At 59.7% G+C, this 24,041-nt stretch carries 14 protein-coding genes; 3 read left to right on the top strand and 11 right to left on the bottom strand.

Translation table 11 applies throughout. The features are described from left to right. Positions 1 to 15: 15 nt before the first annotated feature. From ptsP to ACOX7T_RS05955, 7 genes are all read right to left on the bottom strand, one after another. Positions 16 to 1,668, bottom strand: coding sequence for a phosphoenolpyruvate--protein phosphotransferase (ptsP, locus tag ACOX7T_RS05985; RefSeq protein WP_433440842.1), 1,653 nt, complete (start codon positions 1,666 to 1,668; stop codon positions 16 to 18). Positions 1,669 to 1,739: 71 nt separating this feature from the next. After that, on the bottom strand, positions 1,740 to 2,000 hold the full coding sequence (locus tag ACOX7T_RS05980) for an HPr family phosphocarrier protein (protein ID WP_006570641.1): 261 nt from the start codon (positions 1,998 to 2,000) through the stop codon (positions 1,740 to 1,742). Between the two features lie 33 nt (positions 2,001 to 2,033). After that, positions 2,034 to 2,879 carry a PRD domain-containing protein gene (locus ACOX7T_RS05975; RefSeq protein WP_433440840.1) on the bottom strand — a complete coding sequence of 282 codons (846 nt, stop codon included), beginning with the start codon at positions 2,877 to 2,879 and terminating at the stop codon, positions 2,034 to 2,036. Positions 2,880 to 2,915: 36 nt separating this feature from the next. Continuing rightward, the gene (locus ACOX7T_RS05970) at positions 2,916 to 5,054 is read right to left on the bottom strand and encodes a glucose PTS transporter subunit IIA (RefSeq protein WP_433440838.1); all 2,139 of its coding nucleotides are present in this window, start codon (positions 5,052 to 5,054) and stop codon (positions 2,916 to 2,918) included. 320 nt (positions 5,055 to 5,374) lie between these two features. Then, entirely contained in the window at positions 5,375 to 8,425 is a 3,051-nt protein-coding gene (locus ACOX7T_RS05965; RefSeq protein WP_433440836.1) for a glycoside hydrolase family 3 C-terminal domain-containing protein, read from the bottom strand. Between the two features lie 35 nt (positions 8,426 to 8,460). After that, complete coding sequence (locus tag ACOX7T_RS05960; protein ID WP_433440834.1) at positions 8,461 to 9,795, bottom strand: ATP-binding protein; 1,335 nt, start codon at positions 9,793 to 9,795, stop codon at positions 8,461 to 8,463. After that, complete coding sequence (locus ACOX7T_RS05955) at positions 9,795 to 10,502, bottom strand: LytR/AlgR family response regulator transcription factor (RefSeq protein ID WP_433440832.1); 708 nt, start codon at positions 10,500 to 10,502, stop codon at positions 9,795 to 9,797. The genes ACOX7T_RS05960 and ACOX7T_RS05955 overlap by 1 nt, the downstream gene beginning before the upstream one ends. Positions 10,503 to 10,880: 378 nt before the next feature. Here ACOX7T_RS05955 and ACOX7T_RS05950 point away from each other — a divergent pair, with 378 nt between their 5' ends. Together ACOX7T_RS05950 and ACOX7T_RS05945 are read left to right on the top strand one after the other, a co-directional pair. Further along, a complete protein-coding gene (locus ACOX7T_RS05950) occupies positions 10,881 to 13,379 on the top strand; it encodes a glycoside hydrolase family 3 N-terminal domain-containing protein (RefSeq protein WP_433440830.1) in 2,499 nt (832 codons plus the stop codon). A gap of 162 nt (positions 13,380 to 13,541) precedes the next feature. Then, positions 13,542 to 16,469, top strand: coding sequence for a glycoside hydrolase family 3 C-terminal domain-containing protein (locus ACOX7T_RS05945; protein WP_433440828.1), 2,928 nt, complete (start codon positions 13,542 to 13,544; stop codon positions 16,467 to 16,469). Positions 16,470 to 16,527: 58 nt separating this feature from the next. Here ACOX7T_RS05945 and ACOX7T_RS05940 read toward each other — a convergent pair whose 3' ends face one another. Then, positions 16,528 to 18,669, bottom strand: coding sequence for a sodium-translocating pyrophosphatase (locus ACOX7T_RS05940; RefSeq protein ID WP_433440826.1), 2,142 nt, complete (start codon positions 18,667 to 18,669; stop codon positions 16,528 to 16,530). Between the two features lie 523 nt (positions 18,670 to 19,192). On the opposite strand from ACOX7T_RS05940, the gene ACOX7T_RS05935 reads away from it, so the two are divergent. Continuing rightward, a complete protein-coding gene (locus tag ACOX7T_RS05935) occupies positions 19,193 to 20,434 on the top strand; it encodes an FMN-binding protein (protein WP_433440824.1) in 1,242 nt (413 codons plus the stop codon). A 68-nt stretch (positions 20,435 to 20,502) separates the two neighbouring features. Here the strand turns inward: ACOX7T_RS05935 and ACOX7T_RS05930 are convergent, their stop codons facing one another. The 3 genes from ACOX7T_RS05930 to trkA all read right to left on the bottom strand — a co-directional run bounded on the left by ACOX7T_RS05930 (position 20,503) and on the right by trkA (position 24,022). Next, on the bottom strand, positions 20,503 to 21,108 hold the full coding sequence (locus ACOX7T_RS05930) for a TetR/AcrR family transcriptional regulator (protein ID WP_433440822.1): 606 nt from the start codon (positions 21,106 to 21,108) through the stop codon (positions 20,503 to 20,505). Between the two features lie 71 nt (positions 21,109 to 21,179). Further along, on the bottom strand, positions 21,180 to 22,625 hold the full coding sequence (locus ACOX7T_RS05925; RefSeq protein ID WP_433440820.1) for a TrkH family potassium uptake protein: 1,446 nt from the start codon (positions 22,623 to 22,625) through the stop codon (positions 21,180 to 21,182). After that, positions 22,622 to 24,022 carry a Trk system potassium transporter TrkA gene (gene trkA / locus ACOX7T_RS05920; RefSeq protein ID WP_433440818.1) on the bottom strand — a complete coding sequence of 467 codons (1,401 nt, stop codon included), beginning with the start codon at positions 24,020 to 24,022 and terminating at the stop codon, positions 22,622 to 22,624. Before trkA ends, ACOX7T_RS05925 begins: the two co-directional genes overlap by 4 nt. Positions 24,023 to 24,041: the final 19 nt, after the last annotated feature.

The following is a 24,041-nucleotide window of genomic DNA, read 5'->3' as shown; positions in this document are numbered from 1 at the left end:
TGTATAAAGGAACGCTCAGCCCTTGAGCAGATCCAGATTGCAGGTGGAGGCAATGCTCTTCCGGATGGCGGCCCGGAGGGGCAGCACGGCGGAGGGGCTCACGCTCAGCTCGTCAATGCCGATGGCCAGGAAGGTGGGCAGCAGCTCCAGATCGGCGCCCAGCTCGCCGCAGATGCCAATCCAGATACCAGCCTTGTGGGCGGCGTCGGCGGCAACCTTCAGGGCACGCAGCACGGCGGGGTGGTGGGGGTCAAAGAACTTGCCCAGGTCGTTGCACTGGCGGTCGCAGGCCAGGGTGTACTGGGTCAGGTCGTTGGTGCCCACGGAGAAGAAGTCCACCAGCTCTGCCAGCTCCTCGGCCATGAACACCGCCGCCGGGGTCTCAATCATGATGCCCAGCTCGGTGTCCGGGTTGAAGGGGATGCCCTCGGCCGTCAGCTCGTCCATCACCTTCTGGCAGGCACGGCGGCACTCCTTGACCTCCCACACGCTGGTGATCATGGGGAACATGATGGCCACCTTGCCGTAGGCGCTGGCCCGGTAGAGGGCGCGCAGCTGGGTGCGGAACACCTCGGGACGGTTGAGGCAGATGCGGATGGCCCGCAGGCCCATGGCCGGGTTCTCCTCCTTGTTGAGGTGGAAGTAGTCCACCTGCTTGTCGGCGCCGATGTCCAGGGTACGGATGACCACCCGCTTGCCCTTCATGGCCTCGGCCACCTGCTTATAGGCCCGGAACTGGGCCTCCTCGGTGGGATAGTCCTCGGTGGCCAGGTAGAGGAACTCGGAGCGGAACAGGCCCACGCCCTGGCCGTCGTTGGCCAGCACGGCGTGGATGTCCTCGGGGGAGCCGATGTTGCAGTAGACCATCATCTCCCGGCCGTCCAGAGTCACGTCCTTCTGGCCCACCATGCTGCGCATCAGCTCCCGCATCTCGGCCTGCTTCTGCTGACGGGCCTCCAGGCCGGCCAGAGTCTCCTCGTCCGGCTCAAAGACCAGCTGGCCGGTCTCGCCCACGATATAGGCCTCCTGGCCGTCCAGATCCTCGCTCAGGGCATCGCCCAGGCCGCACACAGCGGGGATACCCATGGTGCGGGCCAGAATGGCGGTGTGGCTGTTGCCGGAGCCGCCCTGGGTGGCAATGGCCAGAATCTTGCTCTTGTCCAGCTGGATGGTCTCGGAGGGGGCCAGGTCGTCGGCGGCCAGAATGACCGGAACCTCTGAGTTGATACCGCCCTCGGCCACGCCGGTGAGGATGTTCAGCAGCCGCCCGGTCACGTCCCGCACGTCGGCCGCCCGGGCCTGCATGTAGGGGTCGTCCATAGCGGCCAGCATGGCGGCGAACTGCTCCCCGGCCTGCTGGGCGGCGTACTCGGCGGTGTATCCCTCATCCAGCTGCTCGTCCATGGCGCCGGTGAAGTCCTCGTCCTCCAGGAACATGGCGTGGGTCTCAAACAGAATGGCGGCGTCGTCGCCGGCCTGGGCTCTGGCCTTCTCCGCCATGGCCTCCAGCTGCTCCATGGCCTGGGCTCTGGCGGCCTCCAGCCGCGCATGCTCCGCCGCCGGGTCCTGGGCCATCTGCTGCTCCACCACAGCGCTGACCCGGTGATAGAAGTAGATGGTGCCCTTCTCGATGCCCTTGGACACGCCCTGACCCTGTAAAATCTTCATGTACTAGCTCCCCTTTCCGTGAAAACCAAACCGCCCGCCGCCCCGATGGGACGGCGGGCGGAACGCTGTGCTTACAGATTGCTCTTGAAGAACTGCTCCATGGCAGCGATGGCGGCGTCCTCGGAGGCGCCCTCGGCGGTCACGGTGACGGAGTCGCCGGTCTTGACGCCCAGGCCCATCAGCTTCATCAGCTGGGTACCCTTCACGGTCTTGTCGCCCTTGGTGAGGGTGATCTCGGTGTCGGCGAACTCCTTGGCGGCCTTGACCAGCAGGCCGGCGGGACGGGCGTGAATGCCCAGGGGATCCTGAATTACATAAGTAAAGCTCTTCATAACAGCAAAACTCCTTTATTTTTGATATAGATTTTATTGCTTCGGAGCGGAAGACTCCGTATCAAACACGCGCTGAACGTGCATGGCCAGATAGCCGATCTCCACCTCATCCACCGGGTGACCCAGGGTGCGCTCCAGCTGACGGCAGATCTCCTCCGAGATGTCGAAAGCCCGGGGGCAGGACACCCGCATGATGTGGTTGACGTCCATACTCAGCCGCTCACCCTTCAGCAGCCGGGCGGCCATATACTTGATGTGGCTCATCAGATGGTTGTAGGAGAGAGAATTTACATCCAGCGTTACGCCGGCAGCCTGCTGGACCAGATCCACACAGGTGCGGATGATGGCCGCCGTCTGCATCGCCTGGGAGACCTGCATGGATTCCAGAGCGGAATGGATGTGCAGGGCGATGTAGCCCAGCTCGTCGTCGCTGAACCGGAGGCCGGTCTGCTCGGCAATCAGGTCTCCGCCCCGGCGGGCAACCTGAAACTCGTCGGGGAAGAGGGCCTTGATGTCCTGGGTCAGCGGGTTGCCGATGGGGGCGTTTTTCTGGATGCGCTGGGCAGCAAAGGCGATGTGGTCGGCCATGGGGATGAGGATGCTGGTGTCCACCTGGCCGAAGGTATTCTTGGCGTCCAGAATGATGGCGTTTGCGATATTCAGATAGAGCGGGTCGATGCGCTTGACCAGATCTCTGGGGTTGCCCCGGTCGCACTTCTGGGAGAGCTGATACACCGTGGCGTCGGGCGCAAAGTCCACCCGCTCACCCGGCTTGCGGCCGAAGCCTACACCCTTGCCCATCACCAGGTTCTCCAGGTTGTCCTCCTGATTGAGGGCCAGAACCGTGTTATGGTTGAGAATTTTTGTGATCCGGTACACACGCTCACGCTCCTACACAGATAACGCGCTTGTTTGTCAGGATTCGTAGATATCCAGAGCCAGCAGATCCTCGCCGGGCTTCACGTGTCCGGCCTTCAGCAGCCGCAGCGCCTGGTTGTCCTCCATGGAGGTGAAGAGCACCGGGGAGGACACGGAGGTGGCGTTCTCCCGGATGAAGTCCAGGTCGAACTCCAGCAGGCGGTCGCCCTTCTTCACCTGATCGCCCTCCTTGACCAGGGCGTGGAAGCCCTCGCCCTTGAGGGCCACGGTATTGATGCCCACGTGGATGAGCATTTCCACGCCGTCCTCCAGCTCCAGGCCGATGGCGTGGTTGGTGTCAAAGACAAAGCTGATGGTGGCGTCGCAAGGGGCGGTGACCACGCCCTCACAGGGGATGACGGTGGCGCCGTCGCCCATCATCTTCTCGGCAAAGGCCGGGTCGGGGGAGGCGGTGACGGGGGCGGACTCGCCGTGGAAGGGGCTGCCGATGACGATGGTCTTGACCAGCGCGCCATGGGCGGCGGGCGCCTCCGGGGCGGGTGCCTCAGTGGGAGCAGCCTCCACGGCGGGGGCGGCCTGCTGGGCAGTACCGCTGCGCAGGTAGTCTTCCAGATTGGCCTTGATGATATTCACCTGGGGGCCGTACACCACCTGCACGCCCTGGCCCTTCTGAACCACACCGGCCGCGCCGGTGGACTTCAGGATGGCCTGATCCACCTTGCTGCCGTCAATCACGGTGCAGCGCAGGCGGGTGGCGCAGCAGTCCACGTCCTTGATATTGGCAGCGCCGCCCAGGCCCTGGGCGATGGCGGCAGACACCTGGTCGCCGCTGCCGGTGCTCTCGCCGGACTTGCGTGCGTTGTAGTCGGCCTTGGTGTACAGCTTGGTCTCCTGATCGCCATCCTCACGGCCGGGGGTCTTGAAGTTGAACTTCTTGATGAGGAAGGAGAAGAGGAAGTAGTAGGCCAGGAAGAAGATGATGCCCAGGGGGATAATCAGCAGCCAGCTGGTCTTTTCGTTGCCCTGCAGGATGCCGAAGAGGGCCAGGTCGATGAAGCCGCCGGAGAAGGTGAGGCCAACGGTGATATTGAGAATGTGGCACAGCATGTAGGCCAGACCGGCGAAGACCGAGCTGATGACGAACAGCACAGGAGCCACGAACAGGAAGGAGAACTCCAGAGGCTCGGTGATGCCGGTGAGGATGGAGGTGAGAGCGGCGGAGAGGAGCAGGCCGCCCACCTGCTTTTTCCGCTCCGGCTTGGCGCAGCGGTACATGGCCAGAGCAGCTCCGGGGAAACCGAAGATATAGAGGACGAACTCACCGGTGAAGCACCAGGTGCCCGCGGTGGAGAAGTGGGTGACAGTGGGGTCGGCCAGCTGGGCAAAGAAGATGTTCTGGGCGCCAGCCACAACGGTACCGGCCACCTCCATGGTGCCGCCCACGGCGGTCTGCCAGAAGGGCAGGTAGAACACGTGGTGCAGGCCGAAGGGGATGAGCAGACGCTTAATCATGCCAAACAGGAAGGTGCCGAAGTAGCCGGAGCTGTAAACCAGCATACCCAGGGCGTTGATGCCCTCCTGGATGGGCTGCCAGATGAAGAACATGAGGATGCCCACCAGGGCGAAGACCAGGGTGCTGATGATGGGCACGAAACGGGTGCCGCCGAAGAAGGAGAGCACCTGGGGCATCTGGACTTTATAGAACCGGTTGTGGAGTGCGGCTACGCCCAGACCCACGATAATACCGCCGAAGGCGCCCATCTGCAGAGAGGTGATGCCCAGCACCGAGGTGGTGGAGCCCTCCAGCAGGCTTTCGGTGCCGCCGGTCAGGGTGATCATGGCGGAGATGGCCGAGTGCATCACCAGGAAGGAGACTGCGGCGGCCAGGGCGGCCACCTCTTTCTCCTGCCGGGCCATACCGATGGCCACGCCGATGGCGAAGATGAGGGGCAGATTATCAAAGATAACGCCGCCGCACTTACTCAGAACCGAGAAGATGAAGTAGGGGACGGTGCCGGGGCCCATGACACCCAGCAGATTGTAGGTGGCCAGGGTGGTCTCGTTGGTGAACGAGCTGCCCAGACCCAGCAGCAGTCCTGCCACCGGCAGGATGGCGATGGGGAGCATAAAGGACCTGCCCACCCGCTGCAGTACGCCAAAGAATTTTTCCCTCATTGTGTGTTACCTCCTAATCACATTTTGGCGCATTTGTGATTCGGTTCCTGCCGGCCGCTCTACGTGAAAAAAGCACTAACCGACAACTATTACATATCACGTTAACATGCATGCAATAGTATAAGGTTAGTGCCTGTTGCCAGTAACACACCTATATGGAACTCAGCTTGGCCAAAGCGTAGCATAGAGCCTGAAAAAAGTCAATCGCTCCGAAAATTTTTCAACTTAATGTACAAAAAAGGCGTGCTCAACTTGTCTAAAACGCGAGGCGGACAGAAAGTAAAAACCGGAAGGCCTTCCCAGAGGGAAAGGCCTTCCGGTTACAGCCGCCTGTGGGCATACCAGGCGGTCCATACCAGGAGAACAGCCATGGCAGCCAGTGTGAGTGCCACGGTCCCGTTGAACACGGCGAGGCAGAGCTCCCAGGGTGCGGGGGAGGACTCGATGAGGGAACCGGGGGCGGCGCCCTGCATCAGGTTGGAGTTGACCAGTGTGTAGCACAGGTTTTTTACCGCCATACGGAGCAGCCGCTGTCCGGCGGGAGACTGGTAATCGGTGGCATTGAGAGGGGAACCGGAGGAGGTGGACATGAGCAGGTCGCATCCGGCCTGGAGGAGCCGGTCCACCTGAGCGTCGCTGCCGCTCAGGTGCATATCGGAGATAATGGTCCCCTGGAAGCCCCACTCCCCACGGACCACACCGGTGAGCAGGGCCGGATTGGCCGCTGACCACAGGGGGCCCACGGCACAGTCTCCGGCCATGAGAAAGTCCCCGGCCCGCATGGTACGGATATGTGTGACGCCGTCCTCCTCGCCGATATAGCGGATGGTCTTGCGGGCGGTTTTGAGGGCAATTTCATAGGGGCGCAGGTAGATCTCCCGCAGTGCCTGTTCGGTGAGCCAGACGCAGGTGTGGGGGTTCTTGTGGGCCTCAGTGTCCATGAGGACGAAGTGCTTGGCCGCGCAGCTCAGGCCCGCATCCCCGGCACCCGAGATCACCTGTGCTCCCAGCATGCCGGAGAGCAGAGGGTCCTCACTGAAGTACTCGGAAGCCCGACCGCCGAAGGGGGAGCGATGGATATTCAGCCCGGGCGCATACCAGCCGTTGATATCGGAGAGCAGAGCCTCCTGGCCCACCATATAGCCGAAGTCATACATCAGTGCCTGATTCCATGTGGCGGCCATCACCGGCGCGGCGGGGTAGCCGCACACATCTTTGATCCAGTTCTGACCGTTGACGTCGGCCAGGGTGAGGCCCTGGGGGCCATCGTGCTCCACCGACTCCGGCTTGCCGATATCGGAGAGGGCGCCGGTGCCATAGGCGTCCTGAAAGAGACACAGCCGCAGCTCCTCCGGGTTGTCATAGGTGATCTGGTACAGAAGCAGAATCCACATGGGATCCCAGTAGCGCTTACCCCGCAGGTCGGCAAGCACCAGACCGTTATCCGCGCCTGAGGCTGGGATGGGAAGGGAACTCTTGTCCTCCAGGCTGTCAGCGGCGGGCCTGGTGGTGTCAGCGGCGGCAATCCACCCGGCCACCTTGTCCGACGCTACCCGGTCAGCGTCAGCAGGGGCTGTGGGCTGTGTGCCATCCCAGTCAGCCCGGGAGAGACGTACCGCGCTGCTGACGTCAGGGTCGGACATATAGGAATTGAGCTGCTCAAACTGATTCACTGCGGCCTGACCGGAATTGGCGGGCAGAGGCAGGGGCTGCCCGCTGTCATCCAGCTCTGCCTGGGCGTCCAGCTCGGACTGGCGGGGATTGCTGTTGTCATACCAGATGGTGTCCTGTACCGTGGCGGTACGGCTGTCCAGTATATCGTGGGAGTTGGCGCGGATGGAGATCGTGTATGCCCCATCCTCCAGCATGTAGCAGCCGGTGGTGCCGTCGCCGTTGTCCCGGGTATAGCAGTAGGAGGCCATGTCCTCCTTGGCAAAGGAGAGGGAGATGTCCTCATACTCCCCCGGAGCAAGCAGATCTGTCTTGGCGAATTGGATGAGCACCGCCGTGGATTTCTCGATGGCGTAGGCCTGATCCAGGTCGGTATAGGGCGGAGTGAAGTAGACCTGTACCACCTCCTTCCCGGAATACCGGGTACCGGTGTTGGTTACCCGGACGGTGAGGGAGATATCATCGCCTCCGTCGCTGAAGCCCACAATCTCCTGGGAGAAGGTGGTGTAGCTCAGACCGTACCCGAAGGGATAGAGAACGCCGGAGGTGCGGTTGTCGTAATCCTTCAGAAAGCCGGTGTCCCAGGCGGTCTCGTAGTACCGGTAGCCCAGGTAGATGCCCTCCTCATACTCACGGAAGGGCGGGCAAACGTTCTCGTTCCAACTGTCCCTGATGATCAGGGTGGTGAAGGCGTTGGTGTAGACAAAACGGTCGGAGCCGTCGTCCTGGTTTGCAAAGGTGGGGGCCTGGGTAAAGTCGGAATCCCACAGGTCGGGCAGTCGCCCGGAGGGGTTCACCTGGCCGGAGAGAATCCGCCCCAGGGATTCATAGCCGGTGCTGCCTGCGCCCCCCAGCCAGATGATAGCGTCAATGGCCAAGTCATCCTCCAGCTGGGCCACCTCCATGGGAGAGGAAGTGGCAAGAACCACAATGACGCTCTCACAGTGGGCCTTGGCAAAGGAGAGCATATCCTGTTCGGAGGCGGTGAGTGAGAGCATATGAGGCGTGCCATCATCATAGGCCGAGGTGGAGGCGTCGCAGTCCTCACCGGTCTGGCGGCCGAGAAACACCACGCCTACCGTACCAGCGCAGGTGTCTCCCAGCTCACCATAGACGGAGGCAGAAAACTCATAGAGGGTGTTCTCCTCCACCTCGCCTTTGAGGGGCGTGGCGGCGATCAGATTGGAGTTGTCAGCCGGAGACTCAGCGGCATTGGCGGCCTGAGAGAGCCGTTTCTCCAGGACGGTGTTAAAGGAGGAAAAGGCACTGTGCAGCCCCTGAGCGGGAGTGATGGTGTGTTCCTCGTCGGAGCCGATGGCGGAGGAGCCGCTGCCGCCATAGTAGGGCAGGTAATACCGCAGGCCCATCGGTGAGAGAATAGCGCTGTCCGAGAGGGGGAGCAGGCCGTTGTTTTTCAGCAGCACAATGCCCTCATCGCTGATTTGCAGCGACACCGCCCGGGCGGCCTCCAGAGCCTCCGCCTTGGAGGAATACGCCTGGACATAGTAGTCCGCAGCCAGATCCTCCGACTGCTCCAGGGGACGCACCGTCCGTCCGCCCCGGCCGAACAGGCCGTTGAGGGTGGAGGCGTTGGCGTACATACCGGCAGTCAGGGTACAGGAGAGGGCCAGCAGCAGGGCCATGATGGGCAGCAGGGTACGGCGCAGCCTGCGGATGCCGGATTTTGTCAGGTTTTTCATGGCAGTGCCTCCCTGATGAACTGCCGCCCCTCCGTTCAGATGGCCTGTCCGCCGCTAGAGAGAGGCAGGAGAATGTTGAGGTTAAAAATCTGGTCCCGGGCGTCGAAAGAGATGGTGCCACCGTACTTCTCCACAATCATTACCATGCTCTTGACGCCGAAGCCGTGGTAATTCTTGTCCTCCTTGCTGGTGACGGGAAGGCCATGCTCCATGCGGACGTCACCGCTGTAATAGTTGTGGGAGTTGATGGACAGCAGCTCACCTTCCGCCCGGATGGTGACGCCGATGACCCGCTTGTCCTGCTCCAACTGGATGACGGTCTGGATGGCGTTGTCCAGCATGTTGCCGAAGAGGGAGTAGATATCTGAGCCGCTCATAAAGCTCAGCTTCTCGCCATCAGCCATATAGCTGATGAAAATGCCGTTCTTCTGGCAGTACAGGCTCTTTTCCGCCAGGATGATGTCCAGGGCCTGGTTGCCCGTCTTGACGATGGAATCGTAGATGGAGATGGTCTCCTCCATCTCACGCAGGGCAGCGGGGTCAATGGCAGCCTGCTTGCTGATGGTGTGGATCTGGTGCTTCATGTCGTGGCATTTCATATTGATGAGGTCGATGGTCTCTTTGGAAATCTGATATTGCCTCTGCTCCTGGCGCCACATCTGGTTGACGACTGCCAGCTCGTCCTCCAGGGACTTGCTGAGCAGCAGGCTGAACTGAATAACCAGAACAGAGATGCTGCAGATGATGTTGGTCAGGGAGCCGGACAGATAGTACACCAGGTCCAGACTCTCATATTTCCGGTATACCACAAAGGCGTTCAGGATGATTTCCACCAGCAGAATAAGCACCAGCAGAGCCAGCAGGGCAGGACTTTTGATGGTGATGGCCTCATCTTTCCGCAGGCGGCGGCCAAAGATGTGGTACAGGCACCAGTACACCAGGCCGTAGACCTCCACAAAAATAAGGGCGGAGAAGGGGCTGATATCCACGGCGCTGTCGCTGTAAAACTGGGCGGCGTGTTCAAAACCGCCCAGGGTGGTGGCCAGATCATAGCACACCGAGGCCAGGTGCTGGAGGGTGTATCCAGCCGCGGTGCAGAACAGGCAGGCCCGCCAGCTGATGTCGTAGCAGAACTTGGACAGCAGAATGGACAGCAGGAAGAACAGGGAGAACATGAGGGAACTGTACACAGCAGTGTAGCTGAGGATGGGGAACGCCGCTACTATCAGGAACATGATCGCCGTACCGGCAGCCATACGGATGGGAAATCCGGGGCGCTTTTTCTGCCGGAAGAGGAACAGTGCCTCTGCAATAAGCAGCGCAGCGGTAAATACCAGCTTATAGAGAAAGAGGTTGGTGATTTGAAACATTATATCCCACCGCCCAGATAGTCGTTGAGAGCCTGAACAAAGGCCTTCCGCCGGGGACGGCTGATTTGAAGCTCATCCCCATCCACCACGGCAGTATAGCCCCGAATGGCCTGGACGTAGTTCAGGTTCACCAGATAGCAGCTGTTACACCGGACAAACATGGGGCTGTTGAGAGCGGCCTCCGCGTCCTTCAGGTTGCCGTAGGCTCGGATGGGACCATCGGTGGTGTGGTAGACCATGTTATGGCCGGAGATCTCGATGTACTTAATCTGCGAGGCGGACAGGCGGAGCATCTGATCCGACAGGGAGATGACAATCTCAGTGTCCCGGCGGCTGGTCAGCTTGTTGAGGGCCCGCTGGAGCTTCAGGGAGAAGTTGGAATAGCTCACCGGCTTGACCACGAAGTCAAAAGCGTCCACCTCGTAGCCCTTGACGGCGAACTGGGCCATATTGGTGACAAAAATCAGCGTCACAGACTTGTCCAGCTCCCGCAACCGGGCAGCGGCCTCCATACCAGTCATTTTAGGCAGGCCAATGTCCATGAGCACCAGATCGTAGATTGGACGGTATTTGCTCAAAAATTCCTCACCGCTGGTAAAATAGCTCACCTTGAAGGGGACGCCCCGTTCCTCGGTATAGCGGGCAAAGTGCCTGCGCAGGGTCTCGGCCTCCGCTGCACTATCCTCCACCACAGCCACACTTCTCATCGTCTTTCTCTCCACTTCTCTCAACACTCCCAACCAATTCCGGGCAATCTCTTTTATGTTGCTATTATAGCACAGACCACGCCTGCGCGTACGGCGGTGGAATCTGGAAACAGGGGAACAATCCAGTTTTTGCCCGTGTTGTGTACACCGTGCCCGTTCTCATATGTAATTATAAATAAAAAAGAGGCAAATGTCGCCCCTTGGAATGTGCAATTTATGTGGTGGGAATGACAGTCTGCGTGATTTGCTGGAATTGTGGACTTCTGTCGTGTTATAGTGCAGTCACGGAAGCTGAGGCGGGCGGCCGGCGCGCAATTCCCGGGAGAAGCCCCTCGCCCCGGAGAGACGGAATTTGTGTGATTGGAAAGGAGAACAAGAATGAAAGACTACGCGAAGAAAGCGGCGGCTGTCCTTCTTGCGGGCACCATGCTGTTAGGCACGATGAGTGCCTGTACACAGGATACCCCCACTGGCAGCGGCAGCCCTGCCCCTACTGGCAGCGGCGCGCAGCCCACTGGTGAATATCCGATTACCCCTGAGGAACTGGGCTCTGGTGAGGTGAAGTGGTCCGAAGAGGAGACCGATGACGGCTGGATGAAGGTCACCAACGAGGGCGGCGAGACCCTGGGCTACTCCCCCGACTCCGGCGTCAGCCTGATTCAGGTGGACGGCTATGCCTTCAAGGATCTGAATAAGAATGGTCAGCTGGATGCCTATGAGGACTGGCGGCTGGATGATACAACCCGTGCGACGGAACTGGCCAATATGCTTTCCGGCGAGGAAATTGCACCCCTCATGACCCATGGCGGCTGGAGCTCCTTTGGTAGTAAGATAGAGGGAAGCGATCTTGAGTATATTGAAGCAGGAGGCCGCGCGGGAACTACTCGCTCTGCTGCAATGGAAGGGAATACTGCAATGGCAGCAGACTGGACAAATGCGCTCCAGGCATTGTGTGAGGCAACCGGTGACTATGGCATTCCAGCGACCATCAGCACCGATCCTACCACAATTTCCGGCATTATCGGTCAGAATGCAGTTGCTGCCACGATGGATATGGATCTGGTGCACGAGCTTGCAGCTGAGTCCTCCAAGCAGTACCGTGCAGTAGGCATTACCATGCTGCTGGGACCGCAGATTGACCTTGCATCCAATCCTACCTGGTGGCGGACCAGCGGAACATATAGCGAGGATCCTGCGCTGAACCGTGATCTGGCGGCGGCATTTATCGACGGTATGCAGTCCACCTTTGATGAGAGCGGCAATGATCTTGGATGGGGCGAAGACAGCGTGGTTGCCATTGTGAAGCACTTTGCGGCGACTGGTGCGTCTGAGGGCGGCCGCGATGACCATTCCAATACGGGTAAGTACATGGTATTCCCTGGAGACAATTATGAGGCGCATCTTATCCCCTTCTTTGACGGAGCCTTTGAACTGCCTGGTCTGACAGAAACTGCAGCCGGCTTGATGCCCAGCTATGGTATTCCTTATAGTGAGGACGGTTCGCTGGGCGAGTTTGTGGGTAACGCCTTTAATGAAAATACCCTGAATCTGCTTCGTGACAATGGATACGACGGATTTATCCTTACGGATTGGGGTATTACAGAAGATGGCCGTTCCTATGGCGTGGATGACCTGACGGTTGCGGAGAGATTTGCCGCTCTCTTTAAAGTCGGCAATGACCAGATTGGTGGAACCAGCGATATTACCAACGCAATAGAGGGGTATAAGCTCCTGGCTGAGGACATGGGTGAGGAGGAAGCGCTGGCTCACGTCCGCAATTCTGCCCGTCGCTTCTTTACAATCCAGATGCAGGTTGGCCTGTTTGAGAATCCCTATGTCTCCAAGGAAGAGGCAGTGGCCAGCGTCTATACAGAGGATGCGTATGCCTATGGACGGGAGACTCAGGAGCAGTCCATTGTTATGCTGAAGAATTCGGACAATACCATTCACGAGTATGACGCATCTGCCGAAAAGCCCACAGTTTATATTCCCTACGTATACCAGCAGAGCGGAAGCAAGCGTCTGGGCTATACCTGGAGCTGCAAGCCTTCTGTGGACCTTGAGCTTGCCAGCCAGTATTACAATGTTGTAACTGACACTGTCGGAGAGCCCTCCGGAACGGATGAGGACGGTGAGCCGATGTATCTGGCGAGCGATATTATCCGTGCCAGTGCGGAGGAGATTGCAGCGTGTGACTATGCTATTGTCAGCATGAAAGCGCCATTTGTCCAGTCCACCTACGATGAAGAAACTGGCCAGTGGCTCCCCGCCTCTATTCAGTACGAGCAGTACACTGCGGATTCTGACTCCGTACGTAAGGAATCCATCGCGGGAGATATGATTACACAGGAAATTAATACTGGCGATTATGGCATTGTTACACAGGAAGTAAAGGAAAACAGATCTTACTATGGAAACACTGCTGCGCTTCCGAATGAGTATAGTGACTACGAGACATTGCAGTATGTAGACAGTGTTGTGTCTGAGGACTGTAAAGTAATTGTTGTCATGTCCGCTAAGGGGCCTATGGTTTGGTCTGAGGTTGAGCCCATGGCTGATGCAATTCTGCTCTGGTTTAATGGCTACGAAGGTGCTGTCTTTGACCCCGATTGGTTCCAGCCTGAGGCTATCATGAATGTCATTACCGGCCAGGTAGAGCCCAGCGCACTGCTGCCTTTCCAGCAGCCTGCCAGCATGGAGGCCGTGGAGGCCCAGAACGAGGATGTCCCCCGCGATGTGGAGTGCTATGTAGACTCTGACGGAAATGCTTATGACTTTGCTTTTGGCATGAACTGGTCTGGTGTAATTTCCGATGAACGCACGGAGACATACAGCGCTGAGCCGCTGACTACGACTGCGGCTGAACTGGTAAAGTGACAGACAAGATAAAAGCTGATCCTGCAAAAGTTCAAAGACCCTCTTTGAACAGCTACCCCGCCTGAACTTGCGGAAATATGAGCAGAGGGGAGCGGTTCCGCCGCCTCCCTCTGCTCTTTTTATGCCCTGAACGCTTTCACAAAAAGGAGGAAAGCACAATTTATGGGAAAAAAACGCGTAAAAAAGAAGATGAGCAACAAAAAATTTGCCGCTATCTGGACGGTGGCGCTGGCTCTGGTGCTGGCTCTGGCCGTGGCGGTGAACATCCTGACCAGTATCTTCAAAGGCTATGTAGACCTGTACCTGGGCGGAGGCGATATTATCATCACCAAGACCGAGGGCTCGGAGGACTGGGAGAGCGAGTATTATACCCTGGACTACGAGTCTACCCAGGACGTGCAGGCGGCGGCCGACGCCCTGGTGGAGGAGATTGAGAGCGAGGGCATCGTACTGCTGAAGAACAACGGCGCCCTGCCTCTGGCCACCCCTGCCAAGGTGACTCTGCTGGGCCGTGACGCCGCCGACCCGGTGTACGGTGGCTCCGGTTCCGGCTCGGTGGACCTGAGCTCGGTGGTGGACCTGCGCGCCGGTTTGGAGCAGGCCGGGTATGAGATCAACGACACGGTCTACGCCATCCTCAGCAGCTATGCCTCCTACAAGGAAGAGCTGACGGCCCTGGGCGCCAGCCGGGTCTACGACCACCCCAAGGGCATCATCACCATGGACGATCCATCTACCTCCACCTATTACATCGGTGAGATGCCGGTGGAGAACTACACCGCTGACGCTATTTCCAGCTTCTCTTCCTACGGCGATGCCGCCATCGTGGTCATCGGTCGGGGCGGCGGCGAGGGTGGCGACCTGACCCAGGACATGGAGGGCTGGGACGACAACTATATGGACGGCCAGCACCAGCTGGAGCTCAACCAGGACGAGAAGGACATGCTGGCCCTGGCGGAGGAACACTTTGACAAGGTCATTGTCCTCATCAACGCCTCTACCTCCATGGAGCTGGGCGTGCTGGAGGATGACGAGAATGTGGATGCCATTCTCTGGGTGGGCTCCCCCGGCCAGACCGGCTTTAACGCCGTGGGCGACGTGCTCTCCGGCGCGGTGAATCCCTCGGGCCGGACCGTGGACATCTACCCCGCCGACTTCACCCAGGACCCCACCTTCGTCAACTTCGGCCACTACCAGTATGAGAATATTAGCGCTTCCAACGTCAGCGGCGTGGGTACCTTCGTCCAGTACGAGGAGGGCATCTACGTGGGTTACCGCTACTACGAGACCGCCGCTGTGGAGGGCTTCATCGACTACGACGAAGCCGTGGTATACCCCTTTGGCTACGGCCTGAGCTATACCACTTTTGACTGGGCCATCTCTAACCAGGAGCTGGGCGGCGTGGACGGCAATATCACCGTGGAGGTCACCGTCACCAACACCGGCTCTGTGGCGGGCAAGGACGTGGTGGAGCTCTACTACTCCGCGCCTTACTATGCCGACCGGGGTATTGAGAAGTCCAGCGTGGTGCTGGGGGCTTTCGCCAAGACCGGTGTCATTGAGCCCGGACAGAGTGAGACTGTCACCCTGACCCTGGCCGTGGAGGACATGGCCTCCTACGACTACAAGACGGAGAAAGTCTATGTGCTGGACGAGGGCGAGTACCTCATCACTCTCCAGACCGACTCCCACACCGTCAAGGAGGGCTGTGAGCCCATCTCTTATACCGTCAGCGGCAAACAGGTGTACAGCGGCGACAATCACCGCGCCTCCGACTATTCCGCCGTCACCAACCAGTTTGACGATGTGTCCGCCATGTTCACCGATACTCCCACCGAGGGATATGCCCTGAACATGAGCCGCTCCGACTTTGCCGGCACCTTCCCCACCGCGCCTACCGGCGCGGATATGACCGCCAGCGACGCCGTCATTGAGGGCTATCAGGTCTACAAGGCAGCCGACCATGAGGACCCGGAGGCGGAAGAGCCCACCACCGGTGCGGACAACGGTCTGTCCCTCATCGACCTGAGGGGGCTGCCCTACGACGATCCCTCCTGGGACCTGCTGTTGGACCAGCTGGAGGAGAAGGACATGGTCAAGCTGGTGCTCAACGGCATGTATGCCACGGTGGAGATGTCCTCCATCGGCAAGCCCGCTACCGAGGACTATGACGGCCCCGCCGGCATCAACTCCTACATGACCTCCCTCAGCTGTACCTCCTACCCCTCCGAGGTGGTCATTGCCTCCACCTGGAACGCCGACCTGGCTTACAGGATGGGCGTGATGGTGGGCAACGAGGCCATTGACAACGGCGTCACCGGCTGGTACGCCCCCGCCATGAACATCCACCGCAGTCCCTTCGGCGGCCGCAACTTTGAGTACTACTCCGAGGACCCCTTCCTCTCCGGCGTGATGGGGGCTGCCACCGTGTCGGGCGCCAGCAGCAAGGGCGTCTACTGCACCATCAAGCACTTCGCCGTCAACGACCAGGAGACCAACCGGGTCAACAACGGCGTCAGCTCCTGGGTCAACGAGCAGGCCATGCGGGAGATCTATCTCAAACCCTTCGAGTATACCGTGAAGAACGCCAAGCAGACTGTGAATTATATCTCCGACGAGCTGGGCACCATGTCCCAGCAGGAGATGGCGGGCTGCACCGCGGTGATGAGTTCCTACAACCGGCTGGGCGCCACCTGGGCCGGCGGCTCGGAGGCTCTGATGCAGACCGTACTCCGGGATGAGTGGGGCTTTGAGGGCCTGGCCATCACCGACTTTGACCTCTACGAGTACATGTATCCCGACCAGGCCATTGCCGCGGGCACCGACCTGATTCTCTCCACCGACGCCATGAAGAGCATGGAGGACACCTCCAGCCCCACGGCGCTGAACAACCTCCGCAAGTCCTGCCACAACATCCTCTACGCTGTGGTCCACTCCAATGCCATGAACGGCATCGTCCCCGGCACCATCATCTCCTATACCGCTGCCCCCTGGGAGAGCGGGCTGATGATTGCCAACTGCGTGGTAGCCGTCCTGCTGGCGGCCGGCGTCATCTGGATGATTGTCCGGATTAAGCGGAACAAGACGTGAGAAAAACGAAAAGAGGAGCGCCTGCACAGCAGGCGCTCCTCTTTTTATTTTATTGGTGTTAGCCAAAGATGGAGAACTTGACGATGAGACCGGAGAACACGATGGACACGGTGGAGCAGAGCTTGATGAGGATGTTGAGGGAGGGGCCGGAGGTGTCCTTGAAGGGGTCGCCCACGGTATCGCCGATGACGGCAGCTTTGTGGCAGTCGGAACCCTTACCGCCGTGAGTGCCGCTCTCGATGTACTTCTTGGCGTTGTCCCAGGCGCCGCCGGCGTTGGACATGAACACGGCCACCACGAAGCCGGTGACGGTGACGCCGCCCAGCAGGCCCACAACGGCCTCAGCGCCCAGAATCAGGCCGGTGACAACAGGCACCACGATGGCCAGCAGGGAGGGGGCAACCATCTCATGCAGGGCGCCGCGGGTGCACAGGTCCACGCAGGAGGCGTAGTCGGGGTCAGCCTTGCCCTCCATGATGCCGGCGATCTCCTTGAACTGGCGGCGGACCTCCACCACGATGGACTGGGCGGCACGCTGCACACCGCTCATGGTGAGGGCGGCAAAGACGAAGGTCAGCATAGCGCCGATGAAGATGCCCACCAGCACGGCGGGGTTGGTGAGGGACAGGTCCAGCACGCGGCCATTGCCCAGGGTGGACAGCTTGACGTTAACCACGTCCACATAGCTGACCAGCAGGGCCAGAGCGGTGAGGGCGGCGGAACCGATGGCGAAGCCCTTGCCGGTGGCGGCAGTGGTGTTGCCCAGGGAGTCCAGAGCGTCGGTACGGGTACGGACCTCAGCGCCCAGGCCGCTCATCTCGGCGATGCCGCCGGCGTTGTCGGCCACGGGGCCGTAGGCGTCGGTGGCCAGGGTGATGCCCAGGGTGGACAGCATGCCAACGGCGGCGATGCCGATGCCGTACAGGCCCTTGCTGAACAGGGCAGCATAGTCAGGGCTGTTGGTGGACAGAGTGCCGCCGGAGGCCAGGAAGGCCACGATAACGGCGATGGAGATGATGATGATGGGGGCGGCGGTGGACACCATGCCCAGAGAGATACCGCCGATGATGGTGGTGGCGGCGCCGGTCTCGGTGGAGTTGGCCAGGTTCTGGGTGGGCTTATAGGTGTCGGAGGTGTAGTACTCGGTGAAGTAGCCGATGGCGCAGCCGCCGATCAGACCGGCCAGGATGGCGATGTAGGGACCCCAGGAGCCCATGAGCCAGTAGGTGAGGGGGGCGGCAACCACGGCAGCCAGGATAGCGGCGGTGTAGGTGCCCTTGCGGAGGGTAGCCAGCAGGGAGCGCTGGTCGGCGTTCTCCTTGGTGCGGATGAGGAAGGAGCCGATAACAGAGCACACCACGCCAACCACGGCCACCAGCAGAGGCAGCAGCATGGCGTTCCAGGTCAGGTCACCGCCGGCGTAGGCGGCAGCGCCCAGGGCAAAGGTGGCCAGGATGGAGCCAACATAGGACTCGTACAGGTCGGCGCCCATGCCGGCCACGTCGCCCACGTTGTCGCCCACGTTGTCGGCGATGGTGGCGGGGTTGCGGGGGTCATCCTCGGGGATGCCGGCCTCAACCTTGCCCACCAGGTCGGCGCCCACGTCGGCGGCCTTAGTGAAAATGCCGCCGCCCACACGGGCAAACAGAGCCATAAAGGAGGCACCCATGCCGAACATGACCATGGTGGAGGCGATCTGAGCGGCCTCAAAGTGGGCGATGTACTTGAGAATGTGGAACCAGACGGAGATATCAAACAGGCCCAGGCCCACCACAGTGAAGCCCATAACCGCGCCGGAGGAGAAAGCCACGTTCAGGCCCCGGTTCAGGCTCTCGTGGGCGGCGTTGGCGGTGCGGGCGTTGGAGCTGGTAGCAATCTTCATGCCGATGAAGCCGGCCAGGGCGGAGTAGATACCGCCGGTGAGGAAGGCAAAGGGGATGAACCAGTTGTCCAGCAGATGGGTCGCAGCCAGGACCAGCAGGATGACAAATACCACGGCGAAGATCTTGGCCACGGTGGTGTACTGCCGCTTCAGATAGGCATTGGCGCCCTTGCGGATGGAGGCGGCGATCTTTTTCATCAGGTCAGTGCCTTCTGAAAAACGGAGCACCTTCCGCGCCTGGAAAACAGCAAAGAGCAGCGCTATGGCAGCGCCAAGAAGGCCCAGCCAGAAGAGATTCTGTACGTCCAAAATTCCCACTCCTTTACATATTAGGGAAGCCAAAGAAAAAATAATGGTTGGCTTAAGCGAGTGACAACATCATTAGATTCGACCTTCCCTTTGCTGATGACACATTAATCTTACCATAATCAGTTCATTTTGCAAGGAGTTATTTACAAAAAGTAAGGGGGGTAAAAACGCTTTCAATAAAATCAATAAAATAATAAGGTTTGCAAAAGAAATTTATGACGAAAATCACCAAACAGAACTTGCCTACATTAAAAATTTTTGAGAGCGAAGAAAAAGTAGATTTGTAATCATGCGAAAGAAAAAATATGAGCGGCAAAGAGGAAAAGACTGTGGGAACTGACGAGTTAGATAAAAATTTGACAAAAAGCTGGGGATGAAAAAAGAAAAACGCTTTGTTTGTGCAAAAAAAGCGTTTCAAATTGGCACTTTGCAAAACGCAAGGGTGAAAAATGGTGCTTGCAGAAAAAAAGAGTGCGTGATATGATTTCATCAAATTAGTACGACAGTACTAAAATGAAAGGAGCATTCTGCCATGAACAAGAAATGGATTTCCGCATGCGCCGCCGCCGCACTGCTGCTGAGCACGGCGTCCTGCGCTGCGCCCGCAGCTGAGGAGAGCACTCAGCCCTCTGCCAGCAGTTCCGCAGCCCAGAGTGAGACCCTGACCGGCCAGGGCCAGGGCTTCGGCGGCGTCATCACTGCCACCCTGACGGTGGAGGACGGCGTCATTACTGCCGCCAGCTTTGACGGCCCCGACGAGACCGCCGAAATCGGCGGCGCCGCCCTGGAGGAGCTGGCGGAGCAGGTGGTGGCCGCCAATGGCGCTGAGATTGACGGCGTGTCCGGTGCCACCTACACCAGCGACGGCTGCCGCGCCGCTGTGCTCAACGCTCTGGACCCGGAGGCCAATCCCTTTGAGGCCGAGAGCGGCGACGAGGGCGGGGAGACTGCCTCCTACCCCACCGGCGCCGAGCCCGTGGAGATTCCCAGCGACCGCAAGATTGTCAGCGCCACCACCTACGGCATCTACACCAAGGACGTGACCTCCGCTCAGGACTGCGTCATCAAGGCCACCCTCTACTGGGATCTGGACAACAATCAGGCCTATGCGGTGCAGTTCTATGAGCCCATGCTGCCCTGGGACGACAACGGCGCCGCCGGCGGCTGGGGCAACATGACCGACGAGGCGGTCATCTCCGCGCTGGGTGAGGACGGCCTTATCACCTTCACCTCCGGTGAGACCGAGTGTAACTTTGCCAAGTACATCCAGAACGGCGATGTGGTGTGGACCGGCGAGCTGGGCAGCGACCCCGCCTGCGAGGTGGCCGTGGTCTACTCCGCCGACATTGACGGCCAGACCGTGAAGATGAACGACTATGTGGCCACTGAGGAGGGCGGCAAGTGGTATGTGGACGCCTCCGCAGAGCCTGCCTACATCCTCAAGAGCGCCCAGAGCGTCACCGGCGCCGACGACGAAAACGTGGCCATGACCTATCAAATCACCGCCAAGGGGACCAACGGCCACGGCACTGATTTCTGGCCCAGCCCCATCACCTTCCCCGGCAATATGCAGGCCATCAAGGACTTTGTGCTGGAGAACGGCTTTGACTACGACTATTACGCCGACGGTGGTATGACCCAGAACGACGAGGGCTATTGGCAGACTCCTGACGCTGTCTCCGGCGCCACCCTGGCCGAGACGCCCACCTATCTGGACATGCTCAAGACCCTCTATGAGCGCATCCAGAACGGTGACTACGTGGAAGAAAATTAAAAGGCAAGATAAAAAGGAGCGGTCCGCAGCATGCTGCTGCGGACCGCTCCTTTTATTTTACAGAGATATCAGTCCTCCGCCCGCTGTGTCAGGGCGTCGTAGGCCGCCTGACCGGCAGGGGTCAGATAGGGGATGAGAACCGCCCACTGGGTTTCCATCATCTCCGAAACTGAGATGAAATAGGAGGCGGGCCAGGTGGCGTTGTGCTGGGCCCAGCCGGTGTGGGCCAGCATGAGCAGGCGGGTTACCTGCTCCAGACGGCTGCCGCTCAGCGCGGGGACAAACAGGCCCAGCTCCGTGCATCCGGCAATGGTGTCCCGCAGGACGGCAAACAGAGCATCCACGCTGGCAGCGTGACGGGTCTGGAGAGAGGGGACCGAGCTGTACAGCGCCGGGTCGTTGAAGTAGAAGGGAGTCTCAAAAAAGGACTCCAGCATCCGCTCCAGCAGGTGATTGAGCCCGGGCAGACCGGACTCAGGCTCGGCGGGCATGGTGCCCAGCTCAGCGTCCATAATGGCCTCTATCAGCAGCTCTTTGTGGGGGTAGTGGTAGGTCAGATTGCCCACGCTGATACCCAGCGCATCGGCAATGTTGCGCATGGAGACTGCACGATAGCCGCGCTCATTGAAGAGATCACGGGCGGTATTCCGGATAAGCTCCTTGGTGGTTTTCATGGCTGTCATCCTCCGGAGGTTGGGATCCAGGCGGGGTTAGACCTTTGCCGGGGAAAACGGGAAGGGCGTGCTCAGGAGCGGCTCCAGGCGCTCTTGCTGAAGAGAACCAGGATGGGGAGCAGCTCCAGACGGCCGATGATCATGCACAGGGTGAGCACCAGCTTGGACAGAAGGGAGAAGGAGGAGTAGTTGCCCATGGGGCCCACCAGCTCAAGGCCGGGGCCCACGTTGCCGATGCAGGAGACCACGGCGGTAAAGGTGGTACCAAAGGAGAAATTGTCCAGGGCCACCACCAGCCCGGCGGCCAGGACAACAAGCATGTACGCGGCGAAGAAGAGGAGGATGGAGCGCAGGGTGTCTTCCGGCAGCACCTTGCCGTCCAGCTTGACCACATTGACGGAGCGGGGGTGGATCACCTGATTAATCTCCCGGCGGATGCATTTGAAGAGCACCAGCACCCGGGAACATTTGAGGGCGCCGCCGGTGGAGCCGGCGCAGGCGCCAATGAACATGAGGATGACGATCAGGAAGCGGGAGAACTCCGGCCACAGGTCAAAGTCCACGCTGGAGAAGCCGGTGGTGGAGATGATAGTGGACACCTGGAAGGCGGCGGCGCGGACGGTGTCCCCCAGGGATGTAAAGTAGCCTCCGGTAAACCACAGATTACATGTAATCAGCACAGTGCTGACGATCACCACGCCCATAAAGAAGCGGAATTCGTCACTGCGGAGGGCCTGACGGATTTTTCCGCACAGGATCAGGAAATAGAAGGCGAAGTTGATGGAAAAGAGCAGCATAAACACGGTGAGGACAATTTCGGCGGCGGGATTGCCATAAGCGCCGATGGAAGTGTTGCGCACCGAGAAGCCTCCAGTGCCCGCCACAGCGAAGGCGTTGACGATGCAGTCAAACCACTCCATGCCGGTGAGGCGGAGACATAGAATTTGAATGGCGGTCATGGCACAGTAAATGCCGTAGAGAATTTTGGAGGACTGGCTGGTCTTGGGTACCAGCTTGCTCACCACCGGTCCGGGGCTCTCCGCCTTCATCAGGTGGAGGGTGCGGCTGCCCAGCGAGGGCATCAGGGCGATGGTGAGGATGAGCACGCCCATGCCGCCCAAAAAGTGGATGAAGGAGCGCCAGAACAAGATGCCCTTGGGCAGGTTTTCCACCGCCGGAAGGATGGAGGCGCCGGTGGTGGTGAAGCCGGAGGCGGCTTCGAACAGGCAGTCCACATAGGTGGGGAAATACCCGGAAAACCAGAAGGGCAGTGCGCCGAAGGCTGAGATTAGCAGCCAGATAAGGCCAACGGCGAAGAAGCCCTCACGGGGGAAGAAGTGGTTGGAGGAGGGTAACGCAGACAGAAGTCCGCCCACCACCAGAAGAATGGCAATGGTCAGGACAAAGGGCATGGGGGACTCGTGGTAGAGAAGGGCGACCAGAAGGGGCAGCAGCATGCAGCAGGCCTCCACCAGAAGGGTACGGCCGGTGATGCGGAAGACCAGCTTGAAATTCACAGCCCAGCTCCTCCTATGACGCCCGCATCCAGCAGGGAATCGTCGAAAATGTCGTTGACATCCAGGATGCCCTCGTCGCCGGAGACAATGATCACGGTGTCGCCCTGCTCCATACAGGTGGAGCCCTGGGGGATGATGACCCGGCCCTGGTGGACAATCACTGCAATAAGGATACCCTTTTTCAGCCGCAGATCCTTCAGCGGGGTCTTCAGGTGGCGGGTGGTCTCGTTGACCACGAATTCCATGGCCTCCACCTTGCCCTCGGCGATGCGGTACAGGGCGGTCATTACGCTGCCCTTGGAGTTCTCCATGCCGCGTACCACCTGGAGGATCTGATTGGCGGTGATGAGCTTGGGAGAGATGACGCTGTCCAGACCCACGGCCCGGGCGATGCCGGCGTAGTTCTGACGGTTGGACTTGGCCACCACCTTGGAGATGCCCAGCTGCATGGCGTACAGGGAGATGATCAGGTTGTCCTCATCCCGGTCAGTCAGGGCGACAAAGGCGTCGGAGGCGGCCACATTCTCCGACTCCAGCAGCTCCTGATCGGTACCGTCGCCGCAGATGATCATGGTGTGGGGGAGAAGCTCGCTCAGCTCCCGGCAGCGGTCCATGCTCCGCTCCACCAGCTTCACCCGCAGGCCCATACCCTCCAGCAGAGCGGTGAGGTAGTGGGAGATACGCCCGCCGCCCACCACAAACACGTCCTTTATTTTGGGCGCGTACCGGCCCAGCAGCTTGAAAAACTGGGTCATGCCGGCGGGCTGGCCAATAAGGTAGAGCTTGTCGCCGGCGGTGGGGATATAAGAGCCGTCGGGGATGATGCTCTTGTCCCCGCGCTCCGCCGCACAGAACAGGATGGGCAGGTCCTTGACCTGGCGGCTCAGCTCGGACAGAGGGCGGCCGCAGATAAAGTCGTCCGACTGGACCCGGAAACCGATGAGCTCCACCCGGCCGCGGTAGAAGGTCTCCAGATTGGCCGCGGAGGGGAAGCGGAGCAGGCGGGCAATTTCCACTGCAGTGGCGTTTTCCGGATTGATGATCATGTCAATGCCGATCACCTTTTTCAGCGTGGCCAGCTCCACGGCGTATTCCACGTTGCGCACCCGGGCGATGGTATACTTGGTGCCCAGCCGCTTGGCGGTGAGACAGCAGATCATGTTGATCTCGTCCAGATTGGTGGCGGCGATGAGAATGTCGGCATTTTCTGCCTCCGCCTCCCGCAGGGTGGCGAGGGACGCGCCGTTGCCTTTGACGCACATAACGTCCAGCGTATCGGACGCCCGTTGGAGGGCCTCGTCGTGGGTGTCAATGATGGTGACGTCGTGATTCTCGCGGGACAGGTGTTCCGCCAGAGTAAAGCCCACCTTTCCGTCGCCTACAATAATAATCTTCACGCACACTCTCTCCTATTTA

Source organism: Pseudoflavonifractor sp. (genome assembly GCF_050943825.1).
Taxonomy (GTDB): domain Bacteria; phylum Bacillota; class Clostridia; order Oscillospirales; family Oscillospiraceae; genus Pseudoflavonifractor.
This window is presented reverse-complemented; position numbering and strand designations above follow the sequence as displayed.